Genomic DNA, 18832 nt, shown 5'->3' with positions numbered 1-18832 from the left:
GGGCTCCTTCTCGCTGTGGAGACCAGCCTATCCGCTCCGCAGGCGTGTGTGGATGCTCTGCGCCAGCGTCGGGCCGATACCCGGCACCTCCTGGATCGCATCGGGGGCCGCGGCCTTGAGCGCGGCGACCGAGCCGAAGTGCTTCAGGAGCGTCTTGATGCGCGCGGCGCCGAGGCCGGGGATCTCCTCGAGGACCGTGGAGATGTCGCGCCGACGGCGCTTGCGCTGATGGGTGATCGCGAATCGGTGGGCCTCGTCGCGCAGGCGCTGCAGCAGGTACAGGGCCTCGCTCGTGCGGGGCAGGATCACCGGGAAGTCCTCGCCGGGCAGCCACACCTCCTCCAGCCGCTTGGCGATCCCGCACAGGCCGATCTCGGTGTGCCCGGAGTCGCGCAGCGCGCGGGCGGCCGCCTCGACCTGGGGCTTGCCGCCGTCGACGAGAAGCAGCTGCGGCGGGTACGAGAAGCGGGGCCGCTTGCGGGTCGTCACGACCTCCGCATCGGTGGCGAGCGGGTCCGTCACGACGGCTGAATCGGCCTGGTCCTCGGGCTCAGGCCTGTCGAGGTACGCCAGACGGCGCATCAGCACCTGGTACATCGAGTCGGTGTCGTCGGTGGTCTCGGCGATGTTGAACGAGCGGTACTGGTCCTTGCGCGGCAGGCCGTCCTCGAACACCACCATCGAGGCGACGACGTTCGTCCCGCCGAGGTGCGAGATGTCGAAGCACTCGATGCGCAGCGGCGCGGTGTCCAGGTCGAGAGCCTCCTGCAGATCGGTCAGGGCCTGGGTGCGCGCCACGTAGTCACTGGTGCGGCGGGTCTTGTGCCGGATCAGCGCCTGCTGGGCGTTGAGCGTCGCCGTGCGCATGAGCTCGGCCCGCTGACCGCGCTGAGCGACCGCGATCTCGACGCGGCGGCCGCGGCGCTCCTGCAACCACACCTCGAGCTCAGCCGCGTCATCGGGCAGCGAGGGCACCAGGACACGACGGGGGATGTCGACCCCCTCCCCGTAGGCCCGCTGCAGCACCTGGTCGACCAGATCGGCGCCGGAGATGTCGAGCTCCTTCTCGATCGTCGTCGCCCGGACGCCACGCACTCGACCGCCGCGGATCGTGAAGTGCTGGACGGTCGCGGCGAGCTCGTCCTCCGCGATGCCGAACAGGTCGGCGTCCTCGTCGGCCGGCAGCACCAGGGCGCTCTTGCCCAGCACGGCCTCGATCGAGGCGAGCTGATCGCGGTACTTCGCGGCGGCCTCGTAGTCCATCGCAGCCGAGGCCGCCAGCATCCGCTTCGTGAGCTCCTTGGTGAAGCGTTCATCGCCGCCCGCCATGAACGCCACGAAGTCGTCGACGATCGCCCGGTGCTCCTCGATGGTCACCGTCATCGAGCACGGCCCGCCGCACTTGCCGATCTGGCCGGGGAAGCACGGGCGCCCGGTGGACATGGCGCGCTTGTAGCTCGCATCCGAGCAGGTGCGGATCGGGAAGACCTTGATCATCAGGTCGATCGTGTCGTGCACCGCCCATACCTTCGGATAGGGGCCGAAGTAGCGAGCGCCGGGGATCTTGCGGTTGCGCGTGACCATCACGCGCGGAGCCTCGTCGCCGAGCGTGATCGCCATGAACGGGTACGACTTGTCGTCCTTGTAGCGCACGTTGAACGGCGGATCGAACTCCTTGATCCACATGTACTCGAGCTGCAGGGAATCGACATCGGTCGGCACGACCGTCCACTCCACGGATGCGGCCGTCGTCACCATGCGGCGCGTCCGCTCGTGCAGCGTGCGCAGCGGAGCGAAGTAGTTCGACAATCGCTGACGCAGGTTCTTCGCCTTGCCGACGTACAGCACCCGGCCCTGCGCGTCGCGGAAGCGGTAGACGCCGGGCTCGGTCGGGATCTCTCCCTGCTCCGGCTTGTACGGGAGGACGTCGGCCATCAGCTGGCCTTGCGGGCTCCGCGCCCCTCGCCGAGGATCTCCGCGAGGAACAGGCCGGTGTGGCTCTCTTCGACGCGCGCGATCTGCTCCGGCGTACCGGTGGCGAGGATCTCGCCGCCGCCTGCGCCGCCCTCCGGACCGAGGTCGATCACCCAGTCGGCCGACTTGATGACGTCGAGGTTGTGCTCGATGACGATCACGGTGTTGCCCTTGTCGACGAGGCCGTTCAGCACCTCGAGGAGCTTGCGGACGTCTTCGAAGTGCAGGCCGGTGGTCGGCTCGTCGAGCACGTAGACGCTGCGTCCGTTGCTGCGGCGCTGAAGCTCGGTAGCGAGCTTGACGCGCTGCGCCTCGCCGCCGGAGAGCGTTGTGGCCGACTGACCGAGACGGACGTAGCCGAGGCCGACGTCCACCAGCGTCTTCATGTAGCGGTGGATCGCCTGGATGGGCTCGAAGAACTCGGCTGCCTCTTCGATGGGCATCTCGAGCACCTCGGCGATGTTCTTGCCCTTGTAGTGCACAGCCAGGGTGTCCCGGTTGTACCGCTTGCCGTGGCAGACCTCGCAGTCGACGTACACGTCGGGAAGGAAGTTCATCTCGATCTTGATCGTGCCGTCACCCGCGCACGCCTCGCAGCGGCCGCCCTTGACGTTGAAGCTGAAGCGGCCGGGCTGGTAGCCGCGGACCTTCGCCTCGGGCGTCTCGGCGAACAGCGACCTGATGCGATCGAACACGCCCGTGTAGGTGGCGGGGTTCGACCGCGGCGTGCGGCCGATCGGCGCCTGATCGACATGGATGACCTTGTCGAGGTTGTCGAGGCCGGTGACGCGGGTGTGCTTGCCGGCGAGGGTACGGGCGCCGTTGAGCTTGGATGCGAGCACCCGGTACAGGATGTCGTTGACGAGCGACGACTTGCCCGATCCGCTCACCCCGGTGACCGCAGTGAGCACGCCGAGCGGGAAGTCGGCCGTGACGTTCTTGAGGTTGTTCTCGCGTGCCCCGACGACAGTGAGCTGACGCTTCTTGTCGATCTTGCGGCGCTTCTTCGGCGTGGGGATCTCACGGCGGCCGGAGAGGTAGTCGCCGGTCATCGACTCGGTGTCTCCGAGCAACGCGCTGTACGGGCCCGAGTGCACGATGCCGCCGCCGTTCACGCCGGCGCCCGGCCCCACGTCGACGACCCAGTCGGCTGCTTCGATCGTCTCTTCGTCGTGCTCGACGACGATGAGCGTGTTGCCGAGGTCCCGCAGCTTCTGCAGCGTCTGGATGAGCCGCCGGTTGTCGCGCTGATGCAGACCGATCGACGGCTCGTCGAGCACATACAGCACGCCCGTGAGACCCGAGCCGATCTGCGTGGCCAGGCGGATGCGCTGCGCCTCGCCGCCGGACAGAGACCCGGCCGAACGGCTGAGGTTGAGGTAGTTGAGGCCGACCTGCAGCAGGAAGTCGAGGCGCAGGCGGATCTCGCGGAGCACCTGGGCGGCGATCTTCGCCTCGCGCTCGGTGAGGGTCAGCTTCTCCATGAACTCGCGGGCATCGGCGAGGCTCAGGTGCGAGACCTCGGCGATGGAGTGCCCGTGCACCTGCACCGCGAGGACCTCGGGCTTCAGGCGGTCGCCACCGCAGACCGGACACGGCACCTCGCGCAGGTACTCGCCCCAGCGTGCACGCTGGTTGTCGCTCTCGGCCTGGGCGTACTGCCGCTCGATGTACGGCACGACGCCCTCGAAACCGGATGCGTAGCGCATCTCGCGGCCGTAGCGGTTCTTCCACTTGACGGTGACCTTGTAGTCGTCGCCGCGGAGCACGGCATCCTGCACGTCGACGCGCAGGTCTTTCCACGGAGTGTCGAGGGAGAACTTCAGATCGCGCGCAAGACCTTCGAGCAGTCGCTCGTAGTACTGGAACAGGCCCTTGCCCTGCGTGGTCCACGGGATGATCGCACCCTCGCGGATCGAGAGCTCCTCATCGCCGAGCATGAGGTCGACGTCGACGGACATGCGCGTGCCCAGCCCGGAGCACGCCGGGCACGCGCCGAAGGGCGCGTTGAACGAGAACGTGCGCGGCTCGATCTCGGTGAGCGTGATCGGGTGTCCGTTCGGGCAGGCCAGCTTCTCGGAGAACGACTGCCACGCGGCGTCCCCGTCTTCGTCGACGTAGTTGACCTGCACGACGCCGCCGGCGAGTCCGAGCGCGGTCTCGACCGAATCGGTCACGCGGCCCAGGATGTCGTCGGATGCCACGAGACGGTCGACGACCACCGCGATGTCGTGCTTGTAGCTCTTCTTGAGCGTCGGGGGCTCTGCGAGCTGGATGAGATCGCCGTCGACGATCGCACGCGAGTATCCCTTGGCGCCGAGCTCGCGGAACAGATCGACGAACTCGCCCTTCTTCTGCGAGACGACGGGAGCGACGATCTGGTACCTGGTGCGCTCGGGCAGCTGCATGAGCTGATCGGCGATCTGCTGCACCGTCTGCCGCTGGATGCGCTCACCGCACTGCGGGCAGTGCGGGATGCCGATGCGCGCCCACAGCAGTCGCATGTAGTCGTAGATCTCGGTGATCGTGCCGACCGTCGATCGCGGGTTGCGGTTGGTCGACTTCTGGTCGATCGACACCGCGGGGCTCAGGCCCTCGATGAAGTCGACGTCCGGCCGATCCACCTGCCCCAGGAACTGCCGGGCGTACGCGCTCAGCGATTCGACGTAGCGGCGCTGCCCTTCGGCGAAGATCGTGTCGAACGCGAGGCTCGACTTCCCCGACCCGGACAGGCCGGTGAAGACGACGAGCGAATCCCGGGGGATGTCGATGTCGACGTTCTTGAGGTTGTGGACGCGGGCACCGCGGACACTGAGCTTTCCGGAGCTGGCGACGGGGACAATAGGCACCGGACAAGTCTACGAGCGGCCACGGACACTGGGCGCGAAAAGGGCGACGATGCCCACGACGGCCGCCGCTCCCAGCAGCACCGCACCGCCGATCACCGTCCCGTCGGCCTGCTGCACGAGCATGACCCCGAGCGTGACCGGCTGGATGATCAGCTGTCCGAGCAGCAGTCGCCTCACCGTCGGCCGAAGCGCGGAGAGGACGACCCTCCCCCGCCACGGGACGACCGGCAGCAGCGCCGAGAGCACGTGCATGAGGTGCACGAACAGCACCATGAGCATCGTGACGGCGACGTCGGGCTCACCCAGCAGCATCCCGACGGCCAGGCACCCTATCGACAGCCACCCGCCCAGGGTCTGCGGGAACAGCATCCCCAGAACCGCGAAGACGAGGACCGCGATCCGCCAGCCGATGATGTCGACGCCCGTCTGCGCGGCGGCCGCCGCCACGACCGGCAGCAGGACGTGCAGGACGGCGCCGGGAACCGCCGGGGGCATGCTGATCCCGTCGAGCTCTCTTCCGCGCGCGCTCATCGTCTCGCCCTCGCCGCAGCCACCAGTGCTCCTGCCGGGTTCTCCCGCCACGGCACGACGTCGACGCCTGACGAGCGCAGGTCGTGCAGAACGTCGTCGCGCTCGGCGAGCACGACCTGCAGCGCGATCCGCTGCTCGCGACCCAGCCGCGCCACGTCCAGGTCCGGGAGGACGTCCACGGCGACGACGCGATGTCCGGACGCGCGCCACATGCGCGACACGTCGGATGCCGCCCCGTCGAAGAACGTCGAGAGCACGAAGATCACCGATCCGTGCGGCACGGGAGGCGTACGCCGGAAGCGCGCGTCCTCGCCCGCCGGCCCGGTCGCCGCGATCGCCGCCACCACCCGGGCGAGGTGCCGCGCACCGGCACCGCTGCGCACCGAACGGCCGCCGTGGGTCAGGACGTGGAGCGCCACGCGGTCCCCTGAGCCGACCGCGGCCGCGGCGATGGAGCAGGCCGCCTGACGCGACAGATCCAGCGACGTCGGACCGCTGCGCACGAGGTCGCCGCTCCCCCACGTCGCCACCACGGTGCCGAGGTCGTCCGCCATGTCCATCGCGATGACGTTGGTGGCGTCGCTGAGCGTGTTGGTGCGTCGCACGAGCAGGTCGCCGGGGCGACGCGCCATCCGCGCCGTGGCGCGCCAGTCGACCCGGCTCAGCTCGTCGCCCGGCACGAACGGGTGGATATCGCGGAAGTCGCCACCCTGGCCGAGCCGCCGGCCCTCATGATTGCCGTGCATGCCGGTCAGCCGCGGCGACAGCGGAAGCCCCTGCAGCGTCGTCGAACGGGGTGCGACGTTGCGGGTCTGCGTCACGACGGCGGTCGCCGGCTCGAGGAGCTGCCCGTCGCCCGAGACCCCGCGCGCGGCCACCGCGACCGCCGTGACCGGCCCCGAGTGCAGGGCACGGCTGCTCGCGACGACGGCGGTCCCGTCGGCGGGCACGACCAGACGCCGACGCCGGCGCTCCGCCTGCACGAGCACGACCTCGGCGAGCTCCGCTCCCCCGGTCGCGCGCAGCTCGGTGCGGAGCAGGTCGTCGTCGGAACCGGCCACGGCGTCGAGCCGGATCTCGAGCGGATCGGCATCCTGCCTGCGGAACGCCGCGGCGACGCTCGCGACGATGAGCGGGAGTCCGAGCGCTGCGACGTCGGGGCGCGAGAACACCAGTCCGGCGACCGCCAGCGCGATCGCGCCCAAGAACCCGATCACGACAGACGGCGCCCAGCGGACGCCGCGGAGCGGAACGGTTCGAGGTCCGCTCATGCAGGCGCGCCGACTGTCGGCGGGACGGGCACCTGACCGACGACGTTCTCGACGATCTGCTCGGCGCTCACGACGCCCTGCGCCCAGGCCTGAGGCGTGAGCGTGAGCCGATGCGCGAGCACGGGGACGGCGATCCGCTTGATGTCGTCGGGGCGGACGAACTCCCTGCCGTCGAGGGCGGCGAGCGCGCGCCCCAGGAGCAGGAGCCCGAGCGAGCCGCGTGGCGAGGCGCCCACCGCGACGTTCTGCGCGTGACGGGTGGCGCGCGTGAGGTCCACGCAGTACTGGGCGATGTCGGGATGCACATGGATCGCCTCGACCGTCTGCTGCACGGCAACCAGGCGCGCGGAGTCGATCACGGCCGCGACGTGCGTGGCCTCCTGCTGACGCGCGACGCGGTTCAGCAGGATCTGCGTCTCGCCGGCCGGCTCCGGGTAGCCCACCCTCAAGCGCACCATGAACCGGTCCAGCTGAGCCTCGGGCAGCGCGTACGTGCCCTCGTACTCGATCGGGTTGGAGGTCGCGATGACATGGAATGGCGCAGGGAGCGGGAAGCTGTTGCCCTCGACCGTCACCTGGCGCTCAGCCATCGCCTCGAGCATCGCGGACTGCGTCTTCGGCGTCGTGCGGTTGATCTCGTCGGCGAGGAGGAGCCCGGTGAAGACGGGCCCGGGTCGGAAGACGAACTCGCCGCTGTCGGGCGCGTAGACGTACGATCCGGTGACGTCGCCGGGCAGCATGTCGGGCGTGCACTGGAGCCTGCGGAAGTCGAGCCCGAGGGCCGATGCCAGGCTGCGCGCCGCGAGAGTCTTCCCCAGCCCGGGCACGTCCTCGAAGAGCACGTGCCCGCCGGCGAGGATCGTCGCGAGGGCGATCTCGAGCGGATCGTCCATTCCGACGACGACCGATCGCACGGCGGCGAGGATCCGTTCTCCGGTTTCTGCGATCGAGATGCTGTCGGTCATTCCTTCTCCTTGCTCGGCGAGAGGCGGTCGATGGCGTCGAGCGCGAGCTCGATGTCCTGGCGGTTCGTGCCCTGTCCTGTGAGCCGGGACCACAGACCGGGGCCGATGCGCGTCTCGATGCGCTCACGATCCGCCTGGTCGTCGATGTCGAGCCCTTCGCGCTGAAGCCGATGGCGCAGGATGCCGCGCACACGGCGCGTGATCAGTTCACCCGCCTCACCGGTTCTGGTGTTGAGCGACCAGGCCATGCGGGCGATCGCCGTGCCCCGGCGCTCGGGCTCTACGGGGATGTCGGGGGCATCGGCGCGCGGATCCTGCGGAATGACGACCCCGGCGCAGAGCCAGAGCACGCCGACGAGGGCGGCCCAGGCGACGGCGAACGCGGGCTCGACCCGGATCGCGAACAGGAGCACGAGCGCCGCCACGACTGCCGCGCAGATCGACGGGATGATGCGTCGGCGGGTCATCGCCAGCCCTCCTCGATCGTGGTCAGGGCTGCGTGAGCGGCGGCGCGGTCCTGCTCGTCGGCCTCGTGGCCGCCGAAGCGGACGCGTTCGTACAGCGCCAGCAGCGACGTCGCCGCCTCGGTGATCCCGGCGCGGCGGGTGATGATGCGCATCGCGAATTCCGACGGCGTCTCGCTGCGGCCACGGGTGATCCCGGCGTCGCTGGCGCTCTCCTCCAGACCCACCCACGCGGCGACGATCGCATCCGTGGGGGTGACGCCCCCGGCGATGGATCGGAGCGCGCCGGCGACACCGCGGCGGATCGCCGGGGCGACCGCATCGGGCTCCTGCACGATCGCCTCGCCCGTCGACTCGGTGTCGACCTCGCCGCCGTCGCGGCGGCGCAGTGGCCGGTCGCGCCACGCGCGCATGAGCGCACGGACGATGAGGATCACGATGAGAACGACGACGGCGACCGCGATGAGCAGGAAGACGACGCCGATGATCGTGTTGAGCAGGTCGGATTCCGGCTCCGGCAGTGGCCCGGCGGTCGGCGAACCGCTGGGCTGTGGAAGCTCCTGCGGCTGCGTATCCGGGCGGGCGAAGTCCGGCGGCGTCATCCGCGGGATGCCCTGAACGGATGCCGCGAGCATGACGATCACGAACAGCCCGACGAGCCCGATCGCTGTCGCCGCCCGCCTCACCTGCTGCTCCCGGGCGCGTTCGGGAGCGGCGGCGTCATGCCTGCCAGCCTACGGGCCGGCGGTGATCACAGTGCCGTGCGGCCGGCGAATGGGGATAATCCGTCGCGCAGAGCGGTGATCTGGTCGATGTCCATCTGCACCGCGGCCATCACCTGGCGCGGTACATCGAGCGCGCGCTCACGGAGCCGCGCGCCCTCCTCCGTCAGCCCGATGTCGAGACGGCGCTCATCGGCGTTGCTGCGCTGGCGGGCGATGAGGCCTTCCTTCTCGAGGCGCTTGACGAGCGGTGACACCGTTGCGGGGTCGAGGGCCAGATCGGCGGCGAGGTCGGCGAGCGACCGGGGCGACCTCTCCCACAGCGCGAGCATGACGAGGTACTGCGGATGCGTCAGGCCGATGGGCTCGAGGATCGGGCGGTAGATCGCGACCACATTGCGCGCGGCGGTGACCAGCGCAAAGCACAGCTGGTTCTCGAGTTTGAGCATGTCGTCGACGGCGTTCACGATTCGATTATACATAGACCCCTAATCCTTAGTACACTAAGAGATATGGAGAACAGCTCAGACCGAGTGCCCCTGCGTACACGCATCCGTGAGGCGGGCGGGCTGTACAAGTGGCTCAACACGAACCTCATCAAGCTGGCCGGACCTGCCGCTGTCGGCCCGTACGAAGCCACCCCACCGCCGACCGCGACGCAGCGCGCTGAGCGCGCCTGCCCGCTGTGCGGTCATCCGATGACCGAGCACGAGTTCGATCGCAGCGGTCCGAAACCGCTCATGCACTGCCCGGTCTGAGCAACTGCTCTCAGGCCGCGGCGCTCTCGCGGGCTGCGTCGATCCAGAACATGAGGTCCTCATCGGTCGCGATCGCGGTCGGCGCCACGTCGAGCCAACTCGGCCCCATCGTCTTCGCGCCCATGACGGCGATGGCGACTCCCGTCTCGGCGAGCAGTGCCGAGCCCTTCTCCTCCGTCACGCGGACGAGCAGCACCCCTTGCTTGCGCGCTCCGACGAGGATGCGGCCGCCGAGGAGGAAGGCACGGGTGCCGAACATGCGCTTCTCCTCGAGGCCCGGCTCGGACATCAGCAACGCGCGCACGCGGTCGGCGAGCTCGGTTCCGGCATCATCCATGGTGGGGGTCCCCTCGCTCAGGCGTGGCCGGCGCGCTCCATGGCCCGCAGCTCTTTCTTGAGGTCCTGAACCTCGTCGCGCAGGCGCCCGGCGAGCTCGAACTTCAACTCGGCCGCCGCTGCCAGCATCTGCGTGGACAGGTCTTCGATCATCGACTCGAGCTGCTGCGCGCCCTCGGCCGCCAGGCCCTCGCGGCGCAGCTGCGGCGTCGGACTCTTGCCCTTGCCGGACTTGTTCCTGCCCTTGCCGCGCAGCATGTCCTGCGTGTCGGAGGCTTCGCGGGCGAGCACGTCGGTGATGTCGGCGATCCGCTTGCGCAGCGGCTGCGGATCGATGCCGTGCTCCGTGTTGTACGCGATCTGCTTCTCACGCCGGCGATCGGTCTCCTCGATCGCCTTCGCCATCGAGTCGGTCATGTTGTCGGCGTACATGTGCACCTGCCCCGACACATTTCGGGCCGCCCGCCCGATCGTCTGGATGAGCGAGGTTCCGGAGCGCAGGAAGCCCTCTTTGTCGGCATCCAGGATCGCGACCAGCGACACCTCGGGCAGGTCGAGGCCCTCACGGAGGAGGTTGATGCCGACAAGGACGTCGTACACACCCTGGCGCAGCTCGCTGAGCAGCTCGACGCGGCGCAGCGTGTCGACGTCGGAGTGCAGGTACCGCACGCGCACGCCGTGCTCTCCGAGGAAGTCGGTGAGCTCCTCGGCCATCTTCTTCGTCAGCGTCGTGACGAGCACGCGCTCGTCCTTCTCGACGCGCACCCGGATCTCTTCGAGCAGGTCGTCGATCTGCCCCTTCGACGGCTTGACGATGATCTCGGGGTCGACGAGTCCGGTCGGACGGATGATCTGCTCGACCACGCCGTCGGCGATCCCCATCTCGTACTTGCCCGGGGTCGCCGACAGGTAGACGGTCTGGCCGATCCGGTTCTTGAACTCGTCGAATCGGAGCGGCCGGTTGTCCATCGCACTCGGCAGCCGGAAGCCGTGGTCGACGAGCGTGCGCTTGCGCGAGGCGTCGCCTTCGTACATCGCGCCGATCTGCGGCACGGTCACGTGCGACTCGTCGATCACGAGCAGGAAATCGTCGGGGAAGAAGTCGAGCAACGTGTGCGGCGGCTGACCCGGCTCACGGCCGTCCAGGTGCCGCGAGTAGTTCTCGATGCCGGAGCAGAATCCGAGCTGCTGCAGCATCTCGAGGTCGAAGGTCGTGCGCATGCGCAGGCGCTGAGCCTCGAGCAGCTTGCCCTGACGCTCGAACTCGGCCAGGCGCTCCGCGAGCTCGACCTCGATGGTGCCGATCGCTCGCTGGACGACGTCGGTTCCCGCCACGTAATGCGAGGCGGGGAAGATGGGAACGGCATCGAGCCGCTCGATGACCTCGCCGGTTAGCGGATGCAGAGAGTACAGACCCTCGATCTCGTCGCCGAACAGCTCGATGCGGATCGCGTGCTCCTCGTACACGGGGATGATCTCGATCGTGTCGCCGCGCACCCGGAAGTTGCCGCGCGAGAAGTCGACGTCATTGCGGTTGTACTGCATCGCGATGAACTGGCGGATGAGGGCATCGCGGTCGTAGCGCTCCCCCACCTGCAGCGCGACCATCGCCCGCAGATACTCCTCGGGCGCGCCGAGCCCGTAGATGCACGACACCGTCGAGACGACCACGACGTCGCGGCGGCTCAGGAGCGAGTTCGTCGTGGAGTGCCGAAGGCGCTCGACCTCGGCGTTGATCGACGAGTCCTTCTCGATGAAGGTGTCCGTCTGAGGGACGTAGGCCTCGGGCTGGTAGTAGTCGTAGTACGAGACGAAGTACTCCACCGCGTTGTTCGGCATGAGCTCGCGGAACTCGTTCGCGAGCTGGGCTGCGAGGGTCTTGTTGTGCGCCATGACGAGGGTCGGGCGCTGCACCTGCTCGATCAGCCAAGCCGTCGTCGCCGACTTGCCGGTACCGGTGGCGCCGAGCAGCACGACGTCGGTCTCGCCGGCGTTGATGCGCGCTGCGAGTTCGGCGATCGCCTGCGGCTGATCGCCCGCGGGCATGTACTCGCTGACCACCTCGAAGGGACGGACGCTGCGCGTGGTTTGCATTCCTCCAGCGTATGCGCCCCCACTGACACTGCGGCCGGATCTAGAGTGGCGGCATGATCGAGTTCCTGATCGGCACCAGCCTCGCGGCATCCGCCGGGCTCAACGCCTGGATGCCTCTGTTCCTGCTGGGACTGGCCGACAGGTTCCTGCCCGCCGTGAACCTGCCGGCCGACTGGTCGTGGATCGGGAGCGACATCGCCCTGTGGATCCTGGGTGCTCTCCTCGTGCTGGAGATCGTCGCCGACAAGATCCCGGCGCTGGACTCGATCAACGACGTCATCCAGAGCGTTCTGCGCCCGGCGTCCGGCGGCATCGTGTTCGGAGCGGGAGCGAGTGCCCAGACGGTCGCGGTGGACGATCCATCGACGTTCTTCTCGCAGAACACGTGGGTGCCGATCGTGACCGGAATCGTCATCGCGCTCGTCGTGCACGTCACGAAGGCCACCGGGCGCCTCGCCGCGAACACCGTCACGGCTGGCCTGGCTGCACCGGTTCTGAGCACCGCCGAAGACGGCGCGTCGTTCCTGCTCGCCGCACTCGCGATCATCGTCCCCGTGCTGGCGGGACTCCTCCTGATCGGACTGATCGTCGCTGTGATCATGCTGTTCCGCCGCCGCCGGAGAACGCGCGGCGATGTGGTCGTCAGCGAGATCCCGCGGCACGAGCCTCCGGGCGCAGCGTCGTCGTAGCGATGACCGCCGCCGACACGGCCATGGCGAGTACCGCCAGGATGAACACGTTCCACCCGACGCCGCCGAACACGATGCCGAGCACCCATCCGAACAGGCTCGACCCGGCGTAGTACGCGAAGTAGTACAGCGACGGCGCCTGTGCTCGGCTGTCGGCGTCAGCGAGCGCAGGCGCCCAGCTCGATGCGATCGCGTGCGCACCGAAGAAACCGCCGGTGAAGATCACGAGTCCGACCAGGATCACGATCGGCTGCGGCACCAGCATCAGGCCTGCACCGGCGCCGAAGACGCCGATCGCCGCGACAAGCACGCGGCGGCGGCCGAATCGGGATGCCAGCGACCCCGCCCACGGCGAGGACACGGTACCGGCGAGATAGGCGAGGAAGAGCAGCGTCACCAACCACGCCGGCAGGAGGAAGGGCGGCGAGATCAGGTGGAAGCCGAGGTAGTTGTACACGGCGACGAAGGCGCCCATGAGCAGGAATCCCTGCGCGTAGAGCGCCAGCAGCTGCGGTGCGCGCAGCGCTCGGGCCAGGCGCGTCAGCATCCCGGGTCCTGCGTCTGCGCGACGTCTTCCCGGGATGAAGCGACGCGCGCGTGGAACCAGCCACAGGAACGCCGCTGCGGCGATCGCACAGAGCACCGTGACGGTTCCCGCGCCGATCCGCCAGTCGAGCGCCTCGCCGAGCGGACCGGCGATCAGGCGGCCTGAGAGTCCGCCGACGGTGGTACCGGCGGTGTAGCTGCCGGCTGCGGCGGCGACGTATCGGATGTGCACCTCTTCGCTGAGGTAGGCGAGCGCGACGGCTGGAACGGCGCCGAGCGCGAGTCCCTCCGCGAGGCGGAGCGCCAGCAGCATCTCGATCCCGCCGCTGAACGGCGCCGCAATGCCGAACGCGGTCGCCGTGATGATCCCGATCGCCATCGCCGGGATCCGGCCGATCCGATCCGCGACCATCGACCAGGGCACCACCGCGACGGCGATGCCGAAGGTGGCCGCCGACACACTCAGCGCCGCGGTCGCCGGCGGGACGCCGAGATCCGTGCTCACTTCGGGCAGCAGGGCCTGCAGCGAGTACAGCTGCGCGAACGTCGCGACGCCGGCGAAGAACAGCCCGGCGATGAGTCGTCGGTACGAACGCGTTCCCGGAACGAGGCCCGAGAATTCCGGCGCACTCACTCGCCCGTGAGCTGCTTCCAGATGGCATCCGTCTGCGCGACGGTCTCCTCGAGGGTTCCGGACGTGTCGATCACGATGTCCGCGATCTCGAGACGCTCGTGGTCCGGGACCTGAGCGTCGATCCGGTCCTGCGCGGCCCCGGGCTCCATTCCGCGGATCTCGATGAGACGGCGCAGTCGCTCGTCGGCGGGCGCGTGGGCGACGACGATGCGATCCCACGGGTCGTCGACTCTGGCCTCGACGAGCAGCGGTACGTCGTAGACCACGACGGCGTCGGCATCCGCCGCGAAGGCCGCGGTGAACCGGCGTGCCGACTCGGCCCGTACGGCGGGGTGGACGATCGCGTTCAGCCGCTTCAGCGCCTCGGCATCGCCGAACACGCGCGCGCCGAGCGCGGCTCGATCGAGCGAGCCGTCCGAGGCGATCACGTCATCCCCGAAAGCGGTGGCAATCGCGTCGAGGACGGGCGACCCCGGGGCCTGCACATCGCGGACGATCTGATCCGCGTCGACGACCACTGCGCCGTGCTCCGCCAGCCGACGGGCGATCGTGGACTTTCCGGAGGCGATGCCGCCGGTCAGGGCGATGAGAGGCATGCGTCCATCCTGGCACGCGACCCGCTCGGCTCAACGCGCGAGCAGCTGCCGCTTCGAGCTGATCACCCCGGTGTCGAAGCCGGCCAGGTGCAATCCGCCGTGGAAGCGAGCGTGCTCGATCTTGATGCACCGGTCCATGACGACCGAGAGACCTGCGCCCTCGGCGATGGCGGCGGCCTCCTCGTTCCACGATCCGAGCTGCAGCCACAACGCCTTCGCACCGGCATCCACCGCTTCCTGCGCGACGCCGGGCAGATCGGCGTCCTTGCGGAAGACGTCGACGATGTCGGGCACGACCGGCAGGTCGGCGATGGATTTGTAGGCGGGCTGGCCGAGGATCTCATCGGCCATCGGATTCACGAAGTACACGTCGTACGGCGAGCTGGACTGCAGATAGGTGCCGACGAAGTACGACGCGCGGGCCGGGTTGCTCGACGCGCCGACGATCGCGACGGAGCGCGAGCGCCGCAGCAGGGCGAACCGCTCCTGCTGGCTGGGGCTCGCCCAGCGCCGTTCCCCGCCGGCGACCGGTGCGGGGGGCAGTTCGCAGGATGCCGCAACCGGCGGTGTGAACTCGCAGGTGTCGCCAGTCATCGGTTCGCTCCCGTCGCTGCGGTGAGGGCCTGGTCGAGGTCCCAGATGATGTCGTCGGGGTCTTCGAGTCCGACCGAGATGCGGATGAGGTCGGCAGGCGCGCCGGCCGCCACGAGCTGATCGGCGGTCAGCTGGCGGTGCGTCGTGGATGCCGGATGGATGACGAGCGTGCGGGCGTCGCCGATGTTCGCCAGATGCGAAGCGAGCTGCAGGTTCTCGATCAGGGTCTCGCCCGCGGCACGGCCGTCCTCAGCGGCGACCCCGAACGCGAAGACGGATCCCGGCCCGAGCGGCAGATACTTCGCCGCGCGCTCGTGATGCGGGTGCGATTCGAGTCCCGACCAGGTCACGTACGAGATGCGGGGGTCGGAGTCGAGCCACTCGGCGACGATGCGGGCGTTCGCGAGGTGCGCGTCGATCCGCTGCGGCAGCGTCTCGATGCCCTGCAGCAGGTTGAACGCCGACTGCGGGCTGAGCGCGGGGCCGATGTCGCGCAGCTGTTCGGAACGGAGCTTGGTGAGGAACCCGTACTCGCCGAAGTTGTCCCACCACTTGATGCCGCCGTACGACTCGACCGGCTCGGTCATCTGCGGGAACTTGCCGTTGCCCCAGTCGAACGTGCCCTTCTCGATCACGATGCCGCCGAGCGTCGTGCCGTGCCCGCCGAGGAACTTCGTGACGGAGTGGATGACGATGTCGGCGCCGTGCTCGAGCGGGCGCGCGAGGTACGGAGTCGCGAGGGTCGCGTCGACGACGAGCGGCACACCGGCCGCATGCGCGACCTCGGCGAGGCCTTCGATGTCGGCGATCTCGCCCGAGGGGTTGCCGATCATCTCGACGTAGACGACCTTGGTCGAGGGTTTGATCGCCGCCGCGAAGTCGGCTGGGTCCGTCGACGGCACGAAGGTGGTCTCGACGCCGAAGCGGCGGAGCGTGACATCCAGCTGTGTGACGGTGCCGCCGTAGAGCTGAGCGGATGCCACGACGTGATCGCCGGCGCCCACGAGGGCCGCGAATGTGATGAACTCCGCGCTCATGCCGGATGCCGTCGCCACGGCACCGATGCCGCCCTCGAGCGATGCGAGCCGCTCCTCGAGGGCTGCGACGGTCGGGTTGCCGATGCGGGAGTAGATGTTGCCGTACTTCTGCAAGGCGAACAGGTTGCCGGCATCCTTCGCGTCGTCGAAGACGAACGACGTGGTCTGGTAGATCGGCACGGCGCGCGCGCCGGTCGCGGCATCCGGTGTTCCCCCGGCGTGGAGCGCGCGGGTGCGGAACCCGAAGCGGTGTTCTTCCGTCATGACTTCCTCAACCGTGATTCTCGTAGGCTCTCAGCGCCGCGGCGACGCCGCTGACGGCATCCGGGTTCTGCAGGGAGGTGGTGTCGCCCAGGGCTTCCGGTTCGCGTCCGGCGCGGCGATCCTGTTCAGCCTCCCACAGCTGGGCGAGGAGGCGGCGCATGATCTTGCCCGAGCGGGTCTTGGGCAGATCGGGGACGACGACGATGTGGCGCGGCTTGGCGACCGGGCCGATCTCGCGCGCGACGCGGTCGCGCGGCGCGGATGCCGTCACCTCCGCGTTGCCGGAAGGCATCACGAAGGCGACCGGCGCCTGGCCGGTCACGGCGTCCGTGACGCCGGCAGTCCCCGCCTCCCCCACGGACGGATCGGCGACCAGGGCGGATTCGATCTCGATCGTCGACAGCCGGTGCCCGGAGACGTTCACGACGTCGTCGAGTCGGCCGAGGATCCGGATGTATCCGTCCTCGTCGCGGGTGGCGCCGTCACCGGCGACGTAGTACCCGCCGTAGGCGCCGTGCCCCGCATAGTCCGACCAGTACGAGTCGCGGTACCGCTCGGGGTTTCCCCACACGGTGCGCGCCATGCCCGGCCACGGGCGGCGCACGACGAGGATTCCTGAGCGGCCGGCTGCGACCTCGTCGCCGTTCTCGTCGACCACGGCGGCGTCGATCCCCGGCAGAGGCACGGATGCCGAGCCCGGTTTCAGGGTCGTGACACCCGGAAGGGGAACGATCATGGCCGCTCCCGTCTCGGACTGCCACCATGTGTCGACGATCGGCAGCTCGTCGCGGCCGAACGTGCGGCGGAACCACACCCACGCCTCGGGGTTGATCGCCTCGCCGACGGTGCCGAGCAGGCGGATGCTGGAGAGGTCGTGCCCCGCCGGCAGCTCATCGCCGAACCAGGTCATGAACGTGCGGATGAGAGTGGGCGCCGTGTAGTAGACCGTCACGCCGTAGCGCTCGATGATCTCGAGGTGCCGCTCGCGGTGCGGGCTGTCGGGCGTGCCCTCGTAGATGACCTGGGTGAGGCCGTTCGAGAGCGGACCGTAGATCTCATAGGTGTGCGCCGTGACCCAGGCGAGGTCGGCCGTGCACCAGTGCACGTCGTCGGGCTTGGCGTCGAAGTGCGCCCAGTGCGCCCAGCTCGCGTGCGCGAGATAGCCGCCGGAGGTGTGCACGAGACCCTTCGGCTTCCCCGTGGTTCCGGACGTGTAGATGATGAAGAGCGGATGCTCCGCATCGAACGGCTGCGCCTCGTGCGTGTCGGGGGCTGTGTCGACGACATCGTGCCACCACACGTCGCGGCCCTCGGTCCAGGGCACGTCCTGACCGGTGCGGCGGACGACGAGCACGTGCTCGAGGTCGGGCAGGTCTGCGGCGGCGGTGTCGGCGGCGGTCTTGACCTCGACGGCCGTGCCCCGGCGGTGCTGTCCGTCGCCCGTGACGAGGAGCTTCGCGCCGGTGTCGGCGAGCCGGAACCTGACGGCCTCGGCCGAGAATCCGCCGAACACGAGCGAGTGCACGGCGCCGATGCGCGCGCACGCGAGCGCGATGACGACGGTCTCGATGAGCACCGGCAGGTAGACGACGACGCGGTCGCCGGGGACGATCCCGAGGGCGGTCAAGGCGTTCGCGGCCTGCGAGACGCGCCGTTGCAGGTCGGCGTAGGTGACCGCGGTGCGGTCGCCGGGCTCCCCCTCGAAGTGCAGCGCCACATTGTCGCCGCGGCCGGCCTCGACGTGCCGGTCGACGCAGTTGTAGGCGACGTTCAGCGTGCCGCCGTCGAACCAGCGTGCCGCCGGGATCGCGCCGTCGATCGGCGGCTCCCAGGCGAGCGCGGTGCGCCAGGGCGTCGCCCAATCCAGGCGCCGAGCTGCATCCTCCCAGAAGGCGATCGGGTCGGCATCCGCCTGGGCGTAGATCTCCTCTGTGACGTTCGCCTGCGCACGGAATGCGGGCGACGGCGGGTAGACGCGGTTCTCGATCAGGCGGACTTCGGCGGCCGGTGTCGTCGTCTGGTCGATCAGGTCCATCGCTTGAGCAGGCGCCTTTCCACGAAGCCGAGGATCGCGTTGGTGATCGTGCCGAGCAGCGCGAGCAGCACGATCGCAAGCAGGATGCGGTCGACTCGGCCGTTGTTCTGCGAGTCGTCGAGCAGGAACCCGAGGCCCATCGAGGACGCGATGAGCTCGGCGGCGACGAGGAACAGCCACGACTGTGCGAGCGCGAGGCGCAGGCCCGACATGACCGAGGGAACGACGGCGGGCAGCTGGACCGTGCGGAACAGTGACCAGCCGCGCAGGCTGAACGAGCGTCCGGCCTCGACGAGGTGCGGATCGACGTGCCGCAGCGCGTCGGCGACCGTCGTGTACACGGGGAAGAACGCACCGATCGCGATCAGCGTGACCTTCGACTCCTCGCCGATCTGCATCCACAGGATCAGCAGCGGCACCCAGGCGAGCGATGGGACGGCGCGCAGGGCTGCGAGCGTCGGGCTCAGCAGCAC

The 18832-nt window shown here is 69.2% G+C and carries 18 protein-coding genes; 2 read left to right on the top strand and 16 right to left on the bottom strand.

Translation table 11 applies throughout. From position 1 onward, the window contains the following. Positions 1-27: 27 nt before the first annotated feature. The 8 genes from uvrC to HWX58_RS13490 form a co-directional block, all read right to left on the bottom strand. Positions 28-1935 (bottom strand): excinuclease ABC subunit UvrC, encoded by a 1908-nt coding sequence (uvrC, locus tag HWX58_RS13525; protein ID WP_175988606.1) that lies wholly within the window; start codon positions 1933-1935, stop codon positions 28-30. Beyond that, positions 1935-4823 (bottom strand): excinuclease ABC subunit UvrA, encoded by a 2889-nt coding sequence (gene uvrA, locus HWX58_RS13520; RefSeq protein WP_175988604.1) that lies wholly within the window; start codon positions 4821-4823, stop codon positions 1935-1937. The genes uvrC and uvrA overlap by 1 nt, the downstream gene beginning before the upstream one ends. 9 nt (positions 4824-4832) lie before the next feature. Continuing rightward, complete coding sequence (locus HWX58_RS13515; protein ID WP_175988602.1) at positions 4833-5354, bottom strand: hypothetical protein; 522 nt, start codon at positions 5352-5354, stop codon at positions 4833-4835. Next, positions 5351-6625 carry a DUF58 domain-containing protein gene (locus HWX58_RS13510; RefSeq protein ID WP_175988600.1) on the bottom strand — a complete coding sequence of 425 codons (1275 nt, stop codon included), beginning with the start codon at positions 6623-6625 and terminating at the stop codon, positions 5351-5353. Before HWX58_RS13510 ends, HWX58_RS13515 begins: the two co-directional genes overlap by 4 nt. After that, positions 6622-7590 (bottom strand): AAA family ATPase, encoded by a 969-nt coding sequence (locus HWX58_RS13505; protein WP_175988598.1) that lies wholly within the window; start codon positions 7588-7590, stop codon positions 6622-6624. Before HWX58_RS13505 ends, HWX58_RS13510 begins: the two co-directional genes overlap by 4 nt. Next, positions 7587-8057 carry a hypothetical protein gene (locus HWX58_RS13500; protein ID WP_175988596.1) on the bottom strand — a complete coding sequence of 157 codons (471 nt, stop codon included), beginning with the start codon at positions 8055-8057 and terminating at the stop codon, positions 7587-7589. The genes HWX58_RS13505 and HWX58_RS13500 overlap by 4 nt, the downstream gene beginning before the upstream one ends. After that, positions 8054-8740 carry a DUF4129 domain-containing protein gene (locus HWX58_RS13495; RefSeq protein WP_175988594.1) on the bottom strand — a complete coding sequence of 229 codons (687 nt, stop codon included), beginning with the start codon at positions 8738-8740 and terminating at the stop codon, positions 8054-8056. The genes HWX58_RS13500 and HWX58_RS13495 overlap by 4 nt, the downstream gene beginning before the upstream one ends. Before the next feature lie 65 nt (positions 8741-8805). Further along, positions 8806-9225 carry a MarR family winged helix-turn-helix transcriptional regulator gene (locus tag HWX58_RS13490; RefSeq protein ID WP_175988690.1) on the bottom strand — a complete coding sequence of 140 codons (420 nt, stop codon included), beginning with the start codon at positions 9223-9225 and terminating at the stop codon, positions 8806-8808. 63 nt (positions 9226-9288) lie between these two features. On the opposite strand from HWX58_RS13490, the gene HWX58_RS13485 reads away from it, so the two are divergent. Beyond that, positions 9289-9534: a hypothetical protein gene (locus HWX58_RS13485; RefSeq protein WP_175988592.1), complete on the top strand. Its 246-nt coding sequence runs from the start codon at positions 9289-9291 to the stop codon at positions 9532-9534. A gap of 10 nt (positions 9535-9544) precedes the next feature. On the opposite strand, the gene HWX58_RS13480 is transcribed toward HWX58_RS13485, so the two are convergent. Both HWX58_RS13480 and uvrB read right to left on the bottom strand, forming a co-directional pair. Beyond that, positions 9545-9871 (bottom strand): TfoX/Sxy family protein, encoded by a 327-nt coding sequence (locus HWX58_RS13480; protein WP_175988590.1) that lies wholly within the window; start codon positions 9869-9871, stop codon positions 9545-9547. A 17-nt stretch (positions 9872-9888) separates the two neighbouring features. Then, complete coding sequence (gene uvrB / locus HWX58_RS13475) at positions 9889-11964, bottom strand: excinuclease ABC subunit UvrB (RefSeq protein WP_175988588.1); 2076 nt, start codon at positions 11962-11964, stop codon at positions 9889-9891. 53 nt (positions 11965-12017) lie between these two features. Here uvrB and HWX58_RS13470 point away from each other — a divergent pair, with 53 nt between their 5' ends. Further along, positions 12018-12653 carry a DUF4126 domain-containing protein gene (locus HWX58_RS13470; RefSeq protein ID WP_175988587.1) on the top strand — a complete coding sequence of 212 codons (636 nt, stop codon included), beginning with the start codon at positions 12018-12020 and terminating at the stop codon, positions 12651-12653. Here the strand turns inward: HWX58_RS13470 and HWX58_RS13465 are convergent. From HWX58_RS13465 to HWX58_RS13440, 6 genes are all read right to left on the bottom strand, one after another. Next, a complete protein-coding gene (locus tag HWX58_RS13465) occupies positions 12607-13833 on the bottom strand; it encodes an MFS transporter (protein ID WP_175988585.1) in 1227 nt (408 codons plus the stop codon). The two genes, HWX58_RS13470 and HWX58_RS13465, sit on opposite strands and share 47 nt — an antisense overlap. Then, positions 13830-14429: a dephospho-CoA kinase gene (gene coaE / locus HWX58_RS13460; protein WP_175988583.1), complete on the bottom strand. Its 600-nt coding sequence runs from the start codon at positions 14427-14429 to the stop codon at positions 13830-13832. The genes HWX58_RS13465 and coaE overlap by 4 nt, the downstream gene beginning before the upstream one ends. Before the next feature lie 30 nt (positions 14430-14459). Beyond that, positions 14460-15023 (bottom strand): CoA-binding protein, encoded by a 564-nt coding sequence (locus HWX58_RS13455; RefSeq protein WP_175988581.1) that lies wholly within the window; start codon positions 15021-15023, stop codon positions 14460-14462. Then, on the bottom strand, positions 15020-16324 hold the full coding sequence (locus tag HWX58_RS13450; RefSeq protein ID WP_175988579.1) for an O-acetylhomoserine aminocarboxypropyltransferase/cysteine synthase family protein: 1305 nt from the start codon (positions 16322-16324) through the stop codon (positions 15020-15022). Before HWX58_RS13450 ends, HWX58_RS13455 begins: the two co-directional genes overlap by 4 nt. A 7-nt stretch (positions 16325-16331) precedes the next feature. Next, the gene (gene acs, locus HWX58_RS13445; protein ID WP_175988577.1) at positions 16332-18359 is read right to left on the bottom strand and encodes an acetate--CoA ligase; all 2028 of its coding nucleotides are present in this window, start codon (positions 18357-18359) and stop codon (positions 16332-16334) included. Then, positions 18350-18832: ABC transporter permease (locus HWX58_RS13440; protein WP_175988575.1), on the bottom strand; the 483-nt coding region annotated here is incomplete at its 5' end. The genes HWX58_RS13440 and acs, both read right to left, overlap by 10 nt.

Source organism: Microbacterium tenebrionis (assembly GCF_903645325.1).
Taxonomy (GTDB): Bacteria; Actinomycetota; Actinomycetes; order Actinomycetales; family Microbacteriaceae; genus Microbacterium; species Microbacterium tenebrionis.
Note: the sequence above shows the minus strand (reverse complement) of the source record. Positions and strands in the feature narration are given on the sequence as shown.